Annotated in this window: 18 protein-coding genes and 3 tRNA genes; 14 read left to right on the top strand and 7 right to left on the bottom strand. The window is 43.0% G+C overall.

Features of this window, described 5'->3' with window-relative positions; genetic code table 11:
- Nucleotide 1: 1 nt before the first annotated feature.
- A complete protein-coding gene (locus tag ASL11_RS08795) occupies nucleotides 2-1,396 on the bottom strand; it encodes a dipeptidase (protein WP_056612594.1) in 1,395 nt (464 codons plus the stop codon).
- Between the two features lie 226 nt (nucleotides 1,397-1,622).
- On the opposite strand from ASL11_RS08795, the gene ASL11_RS37080 reads away from it, so the two are divergent.
- The 3 genes from ASL11_RS37080 (at nucleotide 1,623) to ASL11_RS08785 (ending at nucleotide 2,037) form a co-directional block, all read left to right on the top strand.
- A complete protein-coding gene (locus ASL11_RS37080; protein ID WP_164483565.1) occupies nucleotides 1,623-1,787 on the top strand; it encodes a hypothetical protein in 165 nt (54 codons plus the stop codon).
- 89 nt (nucleotides 1,788-1,876) lie between these two features.
- Nucleotides 1,877-1,953: transfer RNA gene (locus tag ASL11_RS08790), tRNA-Met, on the top strand.
- Between the two features lie 10 nt (nucleotides 1,954-1,963).
- Nucleotides 1,964-2,037, top strand: a tRNA-Ile gene (locus tag ASL11_RS08785).
- Nucleotides 2,038-2,175: 138 nt separating this feature from the next.
- Here the strand turns inward: ASL11_RS08785 and ASL11_RS08780 are convergent.
- Entirely contained in the window at nucleotides 2,176-2,784 is a 609-nt protein-coding gene (locus tag ASL11_RS08780; RefSeq protein WP_056612592.1) for a DUF7010 family protein, read from the bottom strand.
- Nucleotides 2,785-2,941: 157 nt separating this feature from the next.
- Between ASL11_RS08780 and ASL11_RS08775 the strand changes: the two genes are divergently transcribed.
- The 7 genes from ASL11_RS08775 to ASL11_RS08745 all read left to right on the top strand — a co-directional run bounded on the left by ASL11_RS08775 (nucleotide 2,942) and on the right by ASL11_RS08745 (nucleotide 9,152).
- A complete protein-coding gene (locus ASL11_RS08775) occupies nucleotides 2,942-4,189 on the top strand; it encodes a hypothetical protein (RefSeq protein WP_056612590.1) in 1,248 nt (415 codons plus the stop codon).
- Nucleotides 4,190-4,249: 60 nt separating this feature from the next.
- Nucleotides 4,250-4,975, top strand: a complete 726-nt coding sequence (locus ASL11_RS08770) for an ABC transporter ATP-binding protein (protein ID WP_056612588.1) — start codon at nucleotides 4,250-4,252, stop codon at nucleotides 4,973-4,975.
- Nucleotides 4,962-5,714 carry an ABC transporter permease gene (locus tag ASL11_RS08765; RefSeq protein ID WP_056612586.1) on the top strand — a complete coding sequence of 251 codons (753 nt, stop codon included), beginning with the start codon at nucleotides 4,962-4,964 and terminating at the stop codon, nucleotides 5,712-5,714. The genes ASL11_RS08770 and ASL11_RS08765 overlap by 14 nt, the downstream gene beginning before the upstream one ends.
- A 12-nt stretch (nucleotides 5,715-5,726) precedes the next feature.
- Nucleotides 5,727-7,151, top strand: a complete 1,425-nt coding sequence (locus tag ASL11_RS08760) for a sensor histidine kinase (protein ID WP_056612584.1) — start codon at nucleotides 5,727-5,729, stop codon at nucleotides 7,149-7,151.
- 18 nt (nucleotides 7,152-7,169) lie between these two features.
- Entirely contained in the window at nucleotides 7,170-7,865 is a 696-nt protein-coding gene (locus ASL11_RS08755) for a response regulator transcription factor (RefSeq protein ID WP_056612582.1), read from the top strand.
- A 123-nt stretch (nucleotides 7,866-7,988) separates the two neighbouring features.
- On the top strand, nucleotides 7,989-8,267 hold the full coding sequence (locus ASL11_RS08750) for a DUF2277 domain-containing protein (RefSeq protein ID WP_056612580.1): 279 nt from the start codon (nucleotides 7,989-7,991) through the stop codon (nucleotides 8,265-8,267).
- Between the two features lie 141 nt (nucleotides 8,268-8,408).
- The gene (locus tag ASL11_RS08745; protein WP_056612578.1) at nucleotides 8,409-9,152 is read left to right on the top strand and encodes a DUF1906 domain-containing protein; all 744 of its coding nucleotides are present in this window, start codon (nucleotides 8,409-8,411) and stop codon (nucleotides 9,150-9,152) included.
- Nucleotides 9,153-9,216: 64 nt separating this feature from the next.
- On the opposite strand, the gene ASL11_RS08740 is transcribed toward ASL11_RS08745, so the two are convergent.
- Nucleotides 9,217-10,251 (bottom strand): hypothetical protein, encoded by a 1,035-nt coding sequence (locus tag ASL11_RS08740; RefSeq protein ID WP_056612576.1) that lies wholly within the window; start codon nucleotides 10,249-10,251, stop codon nucleotides 9,217-9,219.
- Between the two features lie 276 nt (nucleotides 10,252-10,527).
- On the opposite strand from ASL11_RS08740, the gene ASL11_RS08735 reads away from it, so the two are divergent.
- Nucleotides 10,528-11,358 carry an alpha/beta hydrolase family protein gene (locus ASL11_RS08735; RefSeq protein ID WP_157256862.1) on the top strand — a complete coding sequence of 277 codons (831 nt, stop codon included), beginning with the start codon at nucleotides 10,528-10,530 and terminating at the stop codon, nucleotides 11,356-11,358.
- 181 nt (nucleotides 11,359-11,539) lie between these two features.
- On the top strand, nucleotides 11,540-13,546 hold the full coding sequence (locus ASL11_RS08730; protein ID WP_056612574.1) for a methyl-accepting chemotaxis protein: 2,007 nt from the start codon (nucleotides 11,540-11,542) through the stop codon (nucleotides 13,544-13,546).
- A 145-nt stretch (nucleotides 13,547-13,691) separates the two neighbouring features.
- On the opposite strand, the gene ASL11_RS08725 is transcribed toward ASL11_RS08730, so the two are convergent.
- Nucleotides 13,692-13,764, bottom strand: a tRNA-Val gene (locus ASL11_RS08725).
- A gap of 252 nt (nucleotides 13,765-14,016) precedes the next feature.
- On the opposite strand from ASL11_RS08725, the gene ASL11_RS08720 reads away from it, so the two are divergent.
- Nucleotides 14,017-14,211 (top strand): hypothetical protein, encoded by a 195-nt coding sequence (locus tag ASL11_RS08720; RefSeq protein WP_056612572.1) that lies wholly within the window; start codon nucleotides 14,017-14,019, stop codon nucleotides 14,209-14,211.
- A gap of 45 nt (nucleotides 14,212-14,256) precedes the next feature.
- Here the strand turns inward: ASL11_RS08720 and ASL11_RS08715 are convergent, their stop codons facing one another.
- The 3 genes from ASL11_RS08715 to ASL11_RS36350 all read right to left on the bottom strand — a co-directional run bounded on the left by ASL11_RS08715 (nucleotide 14,257) and on the right by ASL11_RS36350 (nucleotide 15,278).
- Entirely contained in the window at nucleotides 14,257-14,547 is a 291-nt protein-coding gene (locus ASL11_RS08715) for a hypothetical protein (protein WP_056612570.1), read from the bottom strand.
- A gap of 201 nt (nucleotides 14,548-14,748) precedes the next feature.
- Nucleotides 14,749-14,961: an alpha/beta-type small acid-soluble spore protein gene (locus tag ASL11_RS08710; protein WP_056612568.1), complete on the bottom strand. Its 213-nt coding sequence runs from the start codon at nucleotides 14,959-14,961 to the stop codon at nucleotides 14,749-14,751.
- 158 nt (nucleotides 14,962-15,119) lie between these two features.
- On the bottom strand, nucleotides 15,120-15,278 hold the full coding sequence (locus tag ASL11_RS36350; protein WP_157256861.1) for a hypothetical protein: 159 nt from the start codon (nucleotides 15,276-15,278) through the stop codon (nucleotides 15,120-15,122).
- A 287-nt stretch (nucleotides 15,279-15,565) separates the two neighbouring features.
- On the opposite strand from ASL11_RS36350, the gene ASL11_RS08705 reads away from it, so the two are divergent.
- Nucleotides 15,566-15,892 (top strand): hypothetical protein, encoded by a 327-nt coding sequence (locus ASL11_RS08705; RefSeq protein WP_056612566.1) that lies wholly within the window; start codon nucleotides 15,566-15,568, stop codon nucleotides 15,890-15,892.
- Nucleotides 15,893-16,023 lie beyond the last annotated feature (131 nt).

Below are 16,023 nucleotides of genomic sequence, written 5' to 3'. Positions count from 1 at the left end.
CTTAGTTAGATTCTGTTGTAGTTGCAGCCAATGCAGCTAGCTTCAACCAGTAACGGCTAATCGTCTCAGTCCCATTGTCCCAATTCATCAAATGGAAATGCTCATTCGGTGCATGAAGATTCTCCCCTGGCAGACCAAAGCCCATAAGTACCACAGGTGCGTCTAAGACGCGACCTAACACTTCGACAATCGGAATTGATCCTCCGCTGCGCGTATAGACCGGCCATTCACTGAATGTTTCTTCATATGCTTCTGCTGCCGCTACCATAACGGGTTCATCAATAGGTGTAATGAAGGGATTCCCTCGTAATTGGCGATCTAACGTAACTGACACGCCGGGAAGAGACTGTGCATGTATATGGGCTTCGACCAGATCCATGATTTCCTCAGGAACCTGCGCAGCGACGAGGCGACATGCAATTTTGGCAGTAGCCTTATTCGGAATGATTGGTTTAATTCCCTCACCTTGAAAGCCGCCGCTAACTGACGTGATTTCAAGTGTAGGTCGGGATGTCGTTTGTTCGTAAAAGGAGAATCCTTTCTCCCCATAAAGCTCTGTGACATTCAAATTCTTGCGAACCTTGTTTTCATCCGGCTCCACTTTCTTGAAAGCTTCACGTTCTTTGTCCGAAAGTTCGATAACACGGTCGTAGAACCCTTGTACAGCTACTCGGCCATTCTCGTCATGAAAAGAGCTTAACAGCTTAGTCATAGCGTGAATTGGGTTCTGTACAGCACCGCCGAATAGACCAGAATGCAGATCACTATTCGCGCCATCGATTGTGATTTCGAATCCCGCTAAGCCACGAAGTCCATACATGAGTGCTGGTTTACCAGGACCGTGCATTTGCGTGTCGGAAAGTACAATGGAATCAGCTTGCAATTTGGCTGCATGCTCTTCAACAAAGGCAGGGAGATTCTTACTAGCAATTTCCTCTTCACCCTCGATGCAGAATTTCACGTTAACTGGAAGTGAACCCTTCGTTTGTAGAAAAGCTTCAACAACCTTCACATAAAGCAACAGTTGCCCTTTGTCATCGGTACTTCCGCGACCGAACAGCTTATTATCACGGATTACGGGGTCAAAAGGAGGCGTTTCCCACAACTCTAATGGCTCAGCGGGTTGCACATCATAATGACCATAAATCAGGACCGTCGGTTTGCCGGGGGCATGTAACCAATCGGCATAAACGACAGGGTGGCCTTTCGTAGGCATAATTTCAATGTTTTCAAGTCCAGCCTTTTGTAAAGATTGAGCCGTCCACTCCGCGCATTTCTGCATATCCGGTTGATGCTGGGCAACTGCACTTATACTTGGGATCCGCAAAAAAGCCATGAGTTCCTCTATGTGTTTTTCCCTATGCGTTTGTAAGTAATTTTTGATTGATTCGATCATGGATGTTTTCTCCTTTTTCTCACTGCCAAATTGTCTACATCACTTAACTTCCCCAAAAACAGGGAAAATCCTGCTATGCTTGTAAACCGTCACATTTTATTTGTCATATGGTCAAATAGAACGACTTTTCCCATATTTGAGATCGTCTTTGGACAATACTGCTAATAAGAGATCCTTTATATGGATAAGCTAAATGTAACGATCTGACTACAATGGAGGGATACGCATGAACTGGATATATTGGGCGAAATTATACGATTCGAAGTTTCAAGCAGGTGTTTTAGCGAAACGTATGGAAGAAGATTGGTGGATCTATGGGTATGAGTGCCCGCAGGAAGTTGAGGTTTATAAGTCGAAGAAAGGACGCTTTGGCGTCAGATACAATACTTAAACGAATTAATTATGCATAAAATTAACGCTTGACTAAGCCATCTCCGTTGGTGTATATTTATTTTTGTCGCTGTTGAGCGGCATACATGACGCGGGGTGGAGCAGCTCGGTAGCTCGTCGGGCTCATAACCCGAAGGCCGCAGGTTCAAATCCTGCCCCCGCAACCAAATTTCATTAGGGCCTATAGCTCAGTTGGTTAGAGCGGTCGGCTCATAACCGATTGGTCGGGGGTTCGAGTCCCTCTGGGCCCATAGTACGGAAACCCTTGGTATATAAGGGTTTTTATTTATTTTAGAGACAGAACAAGCCGCTCGTTCTCATCAATGCTGATGGGAATGAGGGGCTTGTTCTTTGTTTGTGCAGGTTTGTGCACAATGCTTTGATTAGTATTAGTATTGTTTCAGCTGTTTCAGCATGGTCACCCAGATTCTCAAGCCCGTTACCCAGAGCGTCACAGCTGAGCCAAATCCGATAAACGTAGACATCGGAATGAGAGATACATCGCCGATCGTGGCGTTGAGAGGTAGAAATAGTGAAATGATGCCTAGCATACACATTACAATACCCGTACCATAATAAAATTTTTCTCGAAATAATGTAGCTAAAGGAAAGAAGTGAATACCAACAATCATCGCCATGACAGGGAAAAAGACTTCAAAATGATCGAGTGTATTGCAAATGACACTTGCAAGAAAGATCGCAACACCTTCCAAGCCAAAAATCAAACCGAATTTTTGGTTTAATCGCTTCGTTTCTTCCTTTTCTTTCGGAGTAACAGATTGATTCCTACTGCGAGCTTTAACAAAGAGTGAAATGGCTCCGCTCAGTAAAATCAATGTTATTAGTACTGAAAGAACAAGTGGCCATGGAGCTCCAAGTCGATGTGAACCTACAATGCCAATGGATGACCAGAGCGCACCAAAGAAAGTCATGAACATGACGCCATTGGCAGCTCCTAAGACAGTGGATTTAGACAATTTTACAATTTCGCTCATCATTCATCATACTCCTAGCATTTAAAATTTAATTTCTACGCAGTTACGATAAGAGTTAATACTTTGTTAATAATCCATTTAGATGGATTCAATAAGCGTATACTAAAATAACTAGTAAGGAAACGTTTCCCGCAAATTGTTTTAAAAAAGGAGAAGAGAAATGAAACTTAGCAAAAAATCAATTACAGTACTTTCTTTTACGGTTGGAGCTTGTCTGTTTGTATCTACGGCATTCGCTGATGCGCTGCTTGGATCCGGATACGACCGGTTGAAGGATTCAGTGAAAAATACAGCGTCTGTGATGGAAAAGGGTCTTAACAACTATACGGTTGAGACGATGTATACACTGAAAGATAATGATAAAATTTTGATTCAATCGTCTAATTTCATGAAAATGGATACGGTAAATCAAGTGAAAGAGAATAACGAGGTAACGAAAAACGCCAAAGGTGAAACGACCTCCAGATATTCGTATGCCGACAAGAAGCAAACGATTGACAAAAACGAATTGGACAATACATATTATGTATTTGATCATTCGGCGGAAGTGAACCAAAACCGTAAAGGTCCAGCCGATTTTGATAACCCTTTTAAAGAAAAGGGAGCAACGGAGGTTGAGAAAATCGTTGACGCTGTTGTTGGCTCTTTGAAAGATTATGTACAAGTTGAAGAAAGCGCAAATGGAGGTAAAGTGTTCTCGGGCAGTTTGTCAGAGACACAAGTGCCGGCCATTGTGAATGCAGTTTCCTCCTTCGGTATCAAACAAATGCTGGATAGTGAAAGAGATTTACCAGCTATAGAGAGCGATATTTTCGTGAAAAAGGTAGTAGGTACGGCAAATGAAAGTAAAGATGGTTATCTAGAAAATCTGACGGGTGAGATCACGCTGTCAGGAAAAGATAAAAATGGGGTTCAGCATGACTTAAACCTCAATGTTATGTTAAAGCTGTCTGAGATTGGCAGTACAAAGATTACTATGCCTGATCTAACTACAGCCAAGGTTGAGAAGGTTAGTCGTTCTGGTGGATTCAGCTCTAAATATGTGGGAACCTATCAAAATGATATTATTTTGGACAAAGACGGTAAGTTCGTGAAGATCGGTGAGAGAACAGTTAAAATCACAAGTGTAGATGGCGACAAAGTAACAGGTACGTATTCCGAAACCGTAAATCCTGGATTTGAGAACGAGTATCCAAACAAGGATGTATTTAATTTCGAATACAATTTGTCGACGTCTCCAGCATTTACTTACACAGACTCGAAGGGTGAACAGAAGCAAGGGATGATTCATCCAAGTATGGCAGGTAAGATTTATTTTGAAATGAATCTAGAAATGGATAAAAATGGTTACAAACAAAGTAACATGAAGCCTTTCTATGATGGAGAATTTAATCGCGTATTTGAATAGAAATGATTCTCAGGAGGCTGCGGATAGCGGCTTCCTGAGATTTTTTAGGGAGATGATGAATTGACAGTCAAGGCGATTGAAATAACGGGCTTAACCAAGTCATTTACGAATGGTCGAGGAATCAGCGATTTGAATTTAGAGGTAGATCAAGGTGATATATTCGGTTTCCTTGGACCTAATGGTGCGGGCAAAACGACAGCTATGAAGATGATTACAGGACTCATGAAGCCTGATCGAGGCGATGTGAAGATTTTCGGAGCGAGCGTGGCTGAAGACTATGTCAACGCAATGAAATATGTAGGCTGTATTATTGAAACAGCGGAATCGTATCCTTATTTGACGGCAAATGAGAATTTGAGACTGTTTGCAAGATTTTATCCTGAAATCGATCAGCGTAGAATTGATGAATGTCTTGAAATTACAGGGATGCTGAAATATAAAAATGAGAAATCACAAAAATTTTCGCTTGGGATGAAACAAAGACTAGGGATAGCGGCGGCGATTCTATCGAAGCCGAAACTGTTAATTTTGGACGAGCCTTTAAATGGACTGGATGTGGAAGGGATGCTGGAGATGAGGAAGTTGATCAAACAGCTTTCCCAGGAGGGTACGACGTTCTTTATATCCAGCCACTTGATTCACGATGTGGAATTAACGTGTTCGAGAATCGGGATTATTTATGGAGGCAAGCTGGTTAATGTAGAATATACCCAACATATTCTGTCATTTTATTCGTCGCTTGAGAATTATTTTGTTAGTGAGGTGGACAGGAATGGTAGGGTTTAAAGCTGCATTTATGAATGAATCCGTGAAGCTGCTTAAAAAGAAAAAAATCATGGCAGCCGCGATATTATCCATTCTTGCCGTCATGATCGGTCAAATTGCTGTAACGACGATTAAACATGGTCTTGGATTAAGAGTTGTAGGGAGCGTTGAATTTCCCATAGCCGTACTATCGTTTGTATCGTATACGCTGTTACCTTTATTTGCAGTATTTGTAGCCATTGATATGTTTAATGGTGAGTCCTCATCGAATACAATGAAAATCACTCTTTTAAGACCAGTATCTAGATTCGGCGTGTTTACTGCTAAGGTTTTGAATTTAGCACTATTTATTGCTGGTAATCTTTTATTTATTATGGTTCTATCGCTGTTAGCTGGTTTTATATTCAATCCTTCGTCCGCCAGTTTCATTGGTATCGTAAAGGTGCTGGTGTCATATGGCTTAACTTTTTTTCCTGTATTTGTGTTTGCGCTTATCGTTGTGCTGCTATCCAATCTCATTCAGGGAGGACTAGCCGTATTTTTCCTGTCCATTCTTGTATTTATTGGATTTAATTTTCTGGGGATTGTCTTTTCATCCTATTCCAGTTTTTTTATCACGTCGATGTTTGACTGGTATACCCTATGGATATCTGAATCCATCAATGTCTTCAAAATAAGCCGCCAGATTCTAATTATATTCGGTTGTGGTATCATGTTATTTACGATGGGGTATTACTTGTTTGACAGAAAGGATATATAGAAAGGAATCTACATGCACTTAACGAAACGTTTTTTCACGATGAATACGCTGGCTGTGCTGCTTTCCATTGGTTTGACGATCTTGGCTGTCATTATTTTTATTGCTACGTATACGAAAGTTTTGGGCCGCGAAGCCGGTATAGAGCAGTTTCAACGAGCGTTTGAAGTTCGTGCAGCCATCAGTGAGATTAAAAGAGAAGCGCTGACCCTGGGGTTCGAGGGACTCCTGGATACGAAGTATCAACAAGAGCTCGCTGATCGCGTGAACGTTTTGAATGCCAGTGCGATCCTTATCGCGGGCAGAGAGGTAATGTTCGCTACGCAACATTTTAATAAGATTGATATCGAGAAAAGCATAATGCTCTCCAGTGACTCTAATCGCAGCGAGATCGAGCTTGATGGCAAAACTTATATGTTTAACAGAGCAGATTTCAAACTCTTGTCAGGCGATTCGGGTATTCTACTGCTGCTTGCCCCAATCAAGGTGAATACAAAGGTATATTGGATGCTTGGCATCTTTACGATTAGTTTTTTCACAGTTGTTTTTTTGCTGATGAATATATGGATTTCCTATAAGTTCTCACGTCGTATTATTATTCCAATCGCCAGATTAAAGGATGCCGCTGTAAAAATTAGGGAAGGCGATCTTAATGGAGAGATTTCCGAGGATGGCGAGGGCGAAATTCGGGAATTAGGGATAACCTTGGAGTTAATGAGGATCAAATTGAAGGAATCTGTTTATTTACAGCAAAAATATGATGATAATCGAAAGTTTCTAATTTCAAGTATTTCACATGACTTAAAGACACCTGTGACTTCCATTAAAGGGTATATTGAAGGCATTATAGATGGAGTAGCTAAGACGCCTGAGAAGATGGAGGAATATCTGGAAACAGCCCGATCCAAGGCTATTTTGGTCAATGCGATGATTGATGATCTTCTATTATATTCGAAACTCGATTTGAATCAGCTTCCTTACCATTTTGAGAAGAGTGATTTGGCCAGTTATTTCGAGGATTGTGTGGCAGATCATAAATATGAATGTGAAAAGGCGAATGTAGCCATCACATTAATTAATGAGTTAAAAGAGCCTGTCAAAGTATTAATAGATGGCGAAAGATTAAAGCGGGTTGTGCAAAACATCATTGATAATGCTATGACGTATGCTGGAAAAGCGAATGGTAAGATTGACATTATACTCAGGGAAACTAGAACATCTGCGATTATTGAAATTAAAGACAATGGAAATGGCATACCCGAGGATAAGCTTCCTTTTATATTTGAACGATTTTATCAAGTAGATCCTTCAAGAAAGAATGGAAGTGGACTGGGTCTAGCTATAGCTAAGCAAATTATTGAAGGGCACGACGGGAAAATATGGGCTAAAAGCGCTGTAGGTGAGGGAACCGGGATTATGATATCTCTAAAAAAGTTCTAAATAGGTTTGGAGGTTATGATGAAAAGAATTTTGATTGTTGAAGATGACCAGAGTATTGCCAATTTACAAAGAGATTATCTGGAGTTAAGCGGTTATTCCGTTAAGATGGTAAATAACGGCACGGAAGGTCTGAGAGCGCTCAAGGAAGAAGCGTTTGAGCTTGTTATCTTAGATATCATGCTGCCCGATATAGATGGATTTGAAGTGTTAAAAACCATACGAGAGCATGATGATATTCCCGTGCTTCTGGTATCGGCGAGAGCAGAAGAAATTTATAAAGTCAATGGACTTGGCCTCGGTGCGGATGATTATATAACAAAGCCCTTCAGCTCAGGGGAGCTTGTGGCACGGGTAAGTGCTCATCTTAAGAAGTTCGAGCGGATGAAAGAGCGGTTTGGTAAAGGGAATGAGGGGAGCTCGATCCAGATTAGGGGTCTTGAGCTTCAGAAGGATGCCAGACGCGTGTTTGTGAACGGAAATGAAGTTGTCCTGGCTCAAAAGGAATTTGACCTACTTCTGTTTCTTGTCCAATATCCTAATCGGGTATTTGGCAAGGAAGAACTATTTGAGCGGATATGGGGAATGGATGCGATGAGTGACGCATCTACGGTAACGGTTCATATTGCCAGGATTAGAGAGAAAATCGAGGAAACCCCCTCTAAACCTCAGTATATAGGAACCGTTTGGGGATCTGGATATAGATTTATGGTATAGACCTATTGATGGCCAGAGCCTAGGTGTATGCGATCTTGAAAAAACAATGGGCATCTATTATATTGAGAACAGAGTATGTAAATGGTAATTGGTAATGGGATGCCTAGCCTGGAGGAGTACGATATGTGCCGAAATATTAAACCACTTTTCAACTATGAACCGGTCGTGACAGAAGATGAAGTTCGGGCAGCGTCCCTGCAATTTGTGCGCAAGATCTCAGGATTTACAGAGCCGTCTAAAGTGAATGAAGCAGCGTTCCAGTTGGCTGTACAAGAGGTAGCGTTGGCAGCACAGAAGCTAATGGATTCTTTGGTTACGAATGCGGAACCTCGGAATCGAGAAGTAGAAGCGCAGCGAGCTAAAGAGCGAAATGCAATCCGCTTTGGTACGAAAGAAGTTTAAATTGAATGAAGGATCGGGCTTTTCTCTAGGGAGAAAAGCCTTTTTTCATGCCTGAGAACGGGACTTTAGATGCCTTGTGGTGTCGGGTCTCGTTCTTTTGGCATATGATGTGAATACCAATTGGAAAGTAGGTGATGGCAAGTGGCGAAAGGGTTTGATTGTTCAACACCGCTTACGGCACAAAAAGCGGCTGCTTTCGTCGGACAGGGTTATACATTTGTTGCCAGATATTTGGTGCCAAGTGGTGCAAAGGCATTAACGAAATCAGAATCTGACGCAATTAGTGCAGCTGGCTTACAGTTGGTTTCTGTTTATGAAACAACGGCAAGTCGTGCTCTTGGTGGTAGAAGTGCTGGTTTGGCGGACGGTGCAACAGCTTTGCAGGTTGCCGCGCAAGTAGGTCAGCCGGAGGGCAGCTGCATCTATTTTGCTGTTGATTTTGACGTATCATCTGCCCAGATGGAGGCGGTTATCGCATATATTAAGGCTGCGAGTGAAGCTACGCCTGCTTACACGACAGGTGTCTATGGTTCATACGCTGTCATGGAGGCTGTATATGCTGCAGGTGCGTGCTCACGGTTCTGGCAAACCTATGCTTGGAGCGGAGGTAAGAAATCGACGTTTATTCAAATTTATCAATACCTCAACGATGTCATGGCGAATGGTATTGCGGTTGACTATGATGAATCCTATGGGAATGAAGGTTGGTGGAATAAACGAATTACACCAGAACCACCTAGCTATCCTCTTACTGTGAAAGATGCCAATGCGATCATTCCCTTCCTATCAGCGGGATATGGAGCAACCACATCCGTGCCTGCGCAGAATGAGTTTCATCGACTCGCCAATGAATTACGTAAGGTTTCGGGTCAGACCGTGCAATAGAATCGGTGAAAAAAAATAAGTAAGGCCCGACTGCTTTGGGACTTCCAAAGTGGCCGGGCTTTACTCATTGGATAACCGCGCTGCGTATGTACCACCGATCTTGTACCGAGGCACGTTCAAGATGGAAGAGCACGCGGCGACTCGAAACCGCGGAAGCTTTAGCCCCTGTCATCGTCACATCGACAGCTGTGTCGAACTGCAGGAGCTGGGATGTATCCAGCTCCTTGAACTTGGACAGGCGGCGCATGCTTCGCACATGCATCGCCTGTTCTTGCCCTGTGGTGACCTGCAACAGCTGCAGGTCACCTTGGTGTGCGGCGCTGATCCATACGTCGATCAGCGCCCAGGGCGAGAGCTTGCTGACGTAGTCCAGCAGCAAGCCTGCAGCTCGGTGCACCATGACCTGGTGCGCCGGGTCAGCGGAGCGGGAGCCATGGGTCACGCTCCCGAGGAAGTGAATACAGAAATGACCATTGAAGTCATTTCCCGGTATACCATCACCGCCATGCGGCATGCCATGCATGGAAGCGGCGAGCGTGCGGCCATTTAGCTTCACTAGGACCGCGCGGCGGTCCCAGCTCCATTGGCCGCCATAAATGCTTTTGAGCGTCGCGGAGTCGGTTTTCGTTAGCGGCTGTACATCCGCATGGTGGGAGCCCGCGCGACGCTGGCCTTCAAAGCTAAGTCCGCTCATCACATCAACGACGGTAAATGAACTGTATTTTGGGAGAACGAGACTTGCTTCTTCCCAAGGCAGCATCTCGCCATAATGCTTTGTGCGAAGGGATTGCACTTGCGCTTGCAGCGTTTCCTGAGCTGATTTGGGGAGATTGATCTGTTGCTTCGAAGTCCAATCAACGACGTCTCCGCTTGGGGTGACCCCAAGATGAAGTGGTTGCCCCTTTTTGTAATACATAAGTGTGGTGTCTGGGGGAATCGGTTCTAAAGATGCATCGCCTGCCGTGCTTTCTTCCAATGCGCGTTGTAATGTTTTATTGACGAAGGAAAGTTCTGTTTGATAAAGAGCACCGGGTGATGCTTTGACTTGAAGTTGAATGGTTCCCGCCTCGGCGGCCGTCTCTTTGTGTAACGGTTCCATATGTTGTGCTTGTGAGCGGCTGTTAATTCCTTGACTCAAAAGTTGAGTTAGAAGGAAGGTGAGAAATAGTAGTCGCAGCTTACTGCGTTTTCGGCTTGATAACAGGGAAGCTTCCTCCTTATCGTAGGGCATTTTTGTCAAAGATGCGAGTTGGTTGTTTTACAAGAAATTTACAGGCTCGGTTGGCTAAAGTTGTCTTGTCTGAGTTAGATTGTGATAAAATGACAAAAGTATACGATTGATTATTGATTTGGTAACGAAAGGAAGGAGAAACAGATGGAGGACTATAAAGGAATACCTTTTGAACTACATATGTCAGAGCAGCGTATCGTACGAGGCGATATTTATAAAGCAAAGCAAGAACCGAGTAAGGGCACCTTATTACTATTACATGGTTATAAAGGCTTCAAAAACTGGGGAATGTTCCCCTATGTCGCAAGCGAATTAGCGGAAGTTGTTGATGTTGTTGCCTTGAATTTTTCCCATAATGGGGTGGGTGAAAATTTGATGGATTTTACAGAACTTGAGAAATTCGCAGGTGATACGTATACCAAAGATCTAGAGGATATACAAGTTATTATTTCAGATATTCATAAACACGCAGGCACGGATAAGCCAATCCTTTTACTGGGTCATAGCAGAGGCGCTGGTGTAAGTTTGATCTATGCGTTGGATCATCCTGAGGAAATTGCAGGCGTCATTAGCTGGAATGGGATTGCTCATGTCGATTTGCTCACACTTGAGAATAAAGCGGAGATGAGAGCCACGGGCCGCTCCTATACCTTGAATGGACGAACGAAGCAGATGATGCCGCTCGATCTTGAAATCTTAGAAGATATGGAACGCAACGAAGAGAGATTTGATATTGTAGGAAGAATTCGTGAAGCGACCTTCCCCATTACACTTATTCAAGGCACGGAAGATGGAGAACGGTTGCTCAAAGGTTCTGAAAAGCTAGTCGCGAACAACGCAGCGATTCAATGGGTTAAGATTCCAGGGGGCAACCATACCTTTGGGAGTGTACACCCGTATCAAGGAGAGACGCAGCCTCTGAGAATGGCGATCGAGGAGACAAAAGGTGCAATACGTAGCATGCTGAATCTGTAAAAAGGTGTTAAAGGGCTTTCTGGGAGTAGATCTTTTCTACTTCTGGAGAGCTTTTTTAGTGCTATCGACCTACAAAATCGAAAGATTCCGTCGAATAATAGGTCTTTTAGCAGGAATATGTTGGTAAATGACGAAGTGGAATATTTAGAATTATTGAAACTACAAAAAAAGGGAGAACGAGATGGCTATCAAATCAATCAAGTACAAAATCATTTGGCCTTTAATGGTCGTATTGTTTGCAGTGTCCGTAGGGACAGCAACACTAACGTATCAGCAGACGGCTGAAAGTCTTCATGAAAAAGGTTTCACGACACTAGAAACAGCTCGGATAGGAATTGAAAACGCAATAATTGCGAGAAAGACAACGGAGAGTGTGATGGAGAAGGAGATGGTCGGACAAGCAGCCCTTCTGTCGTATATGTTCGATAAAATCCCGATGAACTATAAGCAAGCTGTGGAAATAGCCGAGCGCTCCGGTATAGATGAGTTTTGGATCACCAATGCACAGGGTCAGTTGGTACTGACAAATGCGGGAGAAAAGATAGATTTTAATTTCGGTGCTGATCCTAAGAATCAAGCTTATGAGTTTATGGATTTAATTTCTGGTAAGCAAAAAGTTGTCACACAACCGGCTCAACAACGAAGTGTCGATCCTAAAGTGTATAAATATGTGGGAGTGTCGGGTTGGTCATCGCCACGGATTGTACAAACAGGAAGAGATGGAGCCACACTAACAGAACTCGATAGTAAAATAGGAGCGAAGCCGGTACTGACGCAATTAAAGTCAGAGCTGGGCGGAGATGTGCTTTTCGCGGGAGTTGTTGATGCCACTGGCAAACTCGTTGCTTCATCCGATGATGCGGTTACGCAGTTAGACACGAAGCTGCTAGACTCCCTTAGTGTAAGTTTAACTGGGGAACATAAAGCGTTTGAGACGATGTCGTACAATGGAACCAAAGCCAAGTATTATTTTAGAGCGTTGTCGACGGGGCAAGTGCTTGTATTGACGTTGTCGGAGCAAGTCTTGAGAAACTTCTTCTACACGACATGTATTGCCACATTGGCAGGCTTACTAATCGCGGGGGCGGTATTATTTTATATTGTTAGCCGTCAGTTCAAAAGGCTGGAGAAACTGCAATCCGCTATGGTTGCGATCGCTGAGGGAGATGGAGATTTGACGAGAAGGCTTCCCGATACCTCGATGGACGAAATCGGCAGACTGTCGACGGCGACCAATCAATTTATTGAGAAAATTCATGTGATCGTCAAGGATGTTAAGCAATCTGCACATCTGAGTAAAGGCAATGCCGATCATATTCAAGATTCGATGAAGCAAACCAATACGATCTCATATGAAATTAATACGACCATTCATGAATTGGCAACGGCTGCTGGAACTCAAGCAGAGGTTGTAGAGGATGGATTGAAGGGTGTTCACGAATTGGCGGAATTGATTGACGACACGAAGGGACATGTTCAACTTCTACAGAATAATAGTGCGATTATTCGCGAGAAGGAAGAACGTGGCGCTGAAGCGATGCACGCGATGATCGAGTTGATCCGCAATAACGTTACCGTGACCAAAGAAGTAGCGGCTAGCGTAAGCAAACTTATGCAGGATATTGACGCGATTAAAGAGATGGTCAGCACGATTCACGGCATCTCGAGACAAACGAATTTACTTGCGCTTAACGCTTCGATTGAGGCAGCACGAGCTGGAGAAAACGGCCGAGGATTTGCTGTAGTCGCTGCTGAGGTGAGAACACTGTCCGTTCAAGCAGGTGAGGCATCTGAGCATATTCAGACGTTGATTGAGAATGTTATGCATTCTGCTCAGCTAACATCCGCAGCGATGGAGCAGTCGCTTCACATCGTGGGCTCGCAAGAAGAGAATGCAGGACAGACATCAGATACATTTGATTTCATTCATTCCTCTTTGCAACAAATCCATGAATCCATTGAAAGTATCTCGGCTGATATGGCGCATGTTGATAACCGTAAAAACATCATTGTTGGCTTTATCGAGCTCTCCTCCGCGAGTTCCGAGGAAACGGCAGCCAGCTCCGAGGAAGTTTTGGCCAATGTGGAGACGCTGGGACAAATGTTCGAGCGTGTACATAAAGAGTCGATCGAGCTGCATGATCAGATGACAGGTTTGCAAGAAGTGGTTGATAGATTTAAGGTGTAGAAGTCTTATGCTGAAGAACCCTGGGAGGGGTTCTTTTTGTGTAGCGGGAGATGTGAAGGGAAGAGGTTGCGGTAGTAAGTTGGACCATCGTGATTGAAAAAGAAAACCCGCGAAGCACTAGGCTTCGCGGGTTTTCTTTTGTGTATGACCTGTAGTGGGCTCGAACCACTGACCCCTACCCTGTCAAGATAGTGCTCTCCCAGCTGAGCTAACAAGTCGTTTATTTATACATGTAGTAATATACCAAATACTCGAGAGATTGTCAATTGTTGGGGTGTGTTACTTCTGCTCCAAAAGATCAACTTATGCAGGATAGAATAAGGTTTTCGTCTCTTTTTGGACCGCGGAATATTGGAGATGGTCAATATAGTGAAGTAATGTTCCCTATTTGAACGCTGTTTCTTCATATAGCTTTCATCTTGCGTGAATTTATGGTAACTTGAGAACATTAGAGTTTGGGAGGATTAGCTATGACGAAACAACAACATCGTTGGAATTTACGTTTGAAGAGCAGTAATATGTATTTAGGTACGGTGTACCTAGGCGATCCGCTACCTGAAGTGGAAGATGTGATCATGATCGGTGAGAAGAAATATACGATTCTTGAGCTCGGGAGCACACGTGACGCAAGTGACGTTTTTGTAGAAGAAGTGAAGAAGAAGTAATGTAATAACCGAAGGAGCAGATCGAAGTGATCTACTCCTTCTTTTTTATGCAATGTGGTATAAGGACGCAAGGCAATCAACGAACATTTTATTATACTCTTCACGTGTGAGGTCTTTACTGCAAGCGATGTCTCTTCCTAAAAATTGAAACCAAGTGATTTCTGTAAGATTTTTCTTGTACACAAACTTCTCATGCTGAATAAGAAAGGTATCATTTTCGAAAAAAGGTACTTTGTCAAATTGCAGTGCTGGTTCGTTTTGTTTTTCACTCACTAATGTGGCCAGTAAAATTAACATGCGGAAAGGATCGCGGAAAATTTCGTATTGCGTGGTCATGGTTTCAACACTCCTTTTTCGGGTATCCGAGCAAGGTAATCATACTAGAACCAGGGGATTAATTATAGATGTTAGGGTAAACTGGTGAGGAAATTCAAGGGAAATCGGAGGAATTTGAAGGAAATAGAAAAAAGACTGAAGGTCACTCTAAGGAGGATCGAGTGATTCAGTCTTTTTTGAGCTTGCTCCTACATCAAAGGATTAGCGTTTGTAGCCGCCTAAAGATTGTTCAGCCATTTGCACTAATCTTTTTGTGATGTTGCCACCGATTGAGCCAGCATCACGTGTTGCCAAATTACCGTTGTAACCAGATGGGGAGAGAGGGACACCAATTTCCTGAGCGACTTCATACTTCATTTGATCAAGTGCTGCCTTTGCTTCTTGTACGACTAAAGTGTTTGATCTGTTAGCCATTCAAAATCATCTCCTTTTTATTGGTACACCAGTATTATTTGAATGTTCAGAATATTTATTCGCTGAATTCAAAAAAATTTTTTATTAGTATGTAAAATCAATAAACCCCCAACTGTGAAGTTGAGGGGGATATTTGATCATGTATGATAACGGTTACATTATTCTTCGGATTGTTCTGCTTCTTCCTCTGCAGCAGCTGCTTCTTCAATCGCTTCAGCGATTTCTTCTTCAGCCTCTTGACTCACCACTTCTTCAGTGGATTCAGCAGAGATTTCTTCTTGCTCATTTTGTTGAACTACTTCTTCTTCTTGGCTCATGTTTGTCACCTCCTCTGATACGTATAGTAACATTGTAGCACTTCTAATAGGTTATACAAGTAGGTTGGAAGTGAATCTATCAGATTTAATGTAGACTTAATAGTTTTGTCATTCTATAGCGGAATTGTCTTGCGAAATAAGTCGAACACGAGGATAAAAGCCGCTATTTTTGCGGATTTCAGCTTGTGTGCATGTTTTGTTTTACTATGAATATAAATGAGGCTAAGCAACAATATTTGATGTTTTACTATGCTGAGTTTCTATGAAAACTCATAGGAGGAATCCGAATGAATCGGTCGGATGTTATTTTAGAGCTACAACTTGTACCGGAATTATTGAAACAAGCGGAAGCCATTTATGTCGATGCCGTATCTGAATTGAATTGGGCAAAGCATATGCTTCTTACGAAGGAGTATGAAGTGATTGGTGAAGGGCTTGTAACAGGAAAGAATGAGCTGCAGCGGCAGGCGGAATTATGGCCCTACACGAAAGAGTTGCAAAAACAGGTTCTACAGATGGAAGACGCGGTTGAGCATACGAAGGTGGAATTTCACTTTTACAAACGAAAATTAGAAAACCTACAAATCATCGCAAAGCTCATGACTATTTTATAGTCTCGGCTACAATGAACATGGAAGAGGAAGCCTGTAATCGAAAGATTGCAGGTTTTTTTGTTTTTTCAAAGGATGATTTAGAAAATTTGTTAGTTGTTATGTGGTTATCGTGAAGGGCAGTTGTGCATCCT

Origin of the sequence: Paenibacillus sp. Soil750 (assembly GCF_001428045.1) — a bacterium.
Classification (GTDB): Bacteria; Bacillota; Bacilli; order Paenibacillales; family NBRC-103111; genus Paenibacillus_E; species Paenibacillus_E allorhizoplanae.
The sequence above is the reverse complement of the archived record's forward strand: the minus strand, read 5'-3'. Positions and strand labels throughout refer to the sequence as shown.

Excerpts from the sequence above, each read along its gene's own strand:
- ASL11_RS08795 (WP_056612594.1), bottom strand. The coding sequence starts at position 1,396 with ATGATCGAATCAATCAAAAATTACTTACAAACGCATAGGGAAAAACAC.
- ASL11_RS37080 (WP_164483565.1), top strand. The coding sequence starts at position 1,623 with ATGAACTGGATATATTGGGCGAAATTATACGATTCGAAGTTTCAAGCA.
- ASL11_RS08780 (WP_056612592.1), bottom strand. The coding sequence starts at position 2,784 with ATGATGAGCGAAATTGTAAAATTGTCTAAATCCACTGTCTTAGGAGCT.
- ASL11_RS08775 (WP_056612590.1), top strand. The coding sequence starts at position 2,942 with ATGAAACTTAGCAAAAAATCAATTACAGTACTTTCTTTTACGGTTGGA.
- ASL11_RS08765 (WP_056612586.1), top strand. The coding sequence starts at position 4,962 with ATGGTAGGGTTTAAAGCTGCATTTATGAATGAATCCGTGAAGCTGCTT.
- ASL11_RS08760 (WP_056612584.1), top strand. The coding sequence starts at position 5,727 with ATGCACTTAACGAAACGTTTTTTCACGATGAATACGCTGGCTGTGCTG.
- ASL11_RS08755 (WP_056612582.1), top strand. The coding sequence starts at position 7,170 with ATGAAAAGAATTTTGATTGTTGAAGATGACCAGAGTATTGCCAATTTA.
- ASL11_RS08750 (WP_056612580.1), top strand. The coding sequence starts at position 7,989 with ATGTGCCGAAATATTAAACCACTTTTCAACTATGAACCGGTCGTGACA.
- ASL11_RS08740 (WP_056612576.1), bottom strand. The coding sequence starts at position 10,251 with ATGGAACCGTTACACAAAGAGACGGCCGCCGAGGCGGGAACCATTCAA.
- ASL11_RS08735 (WP_157256862.1), top strand. The coding sequence starts at position 10,528 with ATGGAGGACTATAAAGGAATACCTTTTGAACTACATATGTCAGAGCAG.
- ASL11_RS08730 (WP_056612574.1), top strand. The coding sequence starts at position 11,540 with ATGGCTATCAAATCAATCAAGTACAAAATCATTTGGCCTTTAATGGTC.
- ASL11_RS08720 (WP_056612572.1), top strand. The coding sequence starts at position 14,017 with ATGACGAAACAACAACATCGTTGGAATTTACGTTTGAAGAGCAGTAAT.
- ASL11_RS08715 (WP_056612570.1), bottom strand. The coding sequence starts at position 14,547 with ATGACCACGCAATACGAAATTTTCCGCGATCCTTTCCGCATGTTAATT.
- ASL11_RS08710 (WP_056612568.1), bottom strand. The coding sequence starts at position 14,961 with ATGGCTAACAGATCAAACACTTTAGTCGTACAAGAAGCAAAGGCAGCA.
- ASL11_RS36350 (WP_157256861.1), bottom strand. The coding sequence starts at position 15,278 with ATGAGCCAAGAAGAAGAAGTAGTTCAACAAAATGAGCAAGAAGAAATC.
- ASL11_RS08705 (WP_056612566.1), top strand. The coding sequence starts at position 15,566 with ATGAATCGGTCGGATGTTATTTTAGAGCTACAACTTGTACCGGAATTA.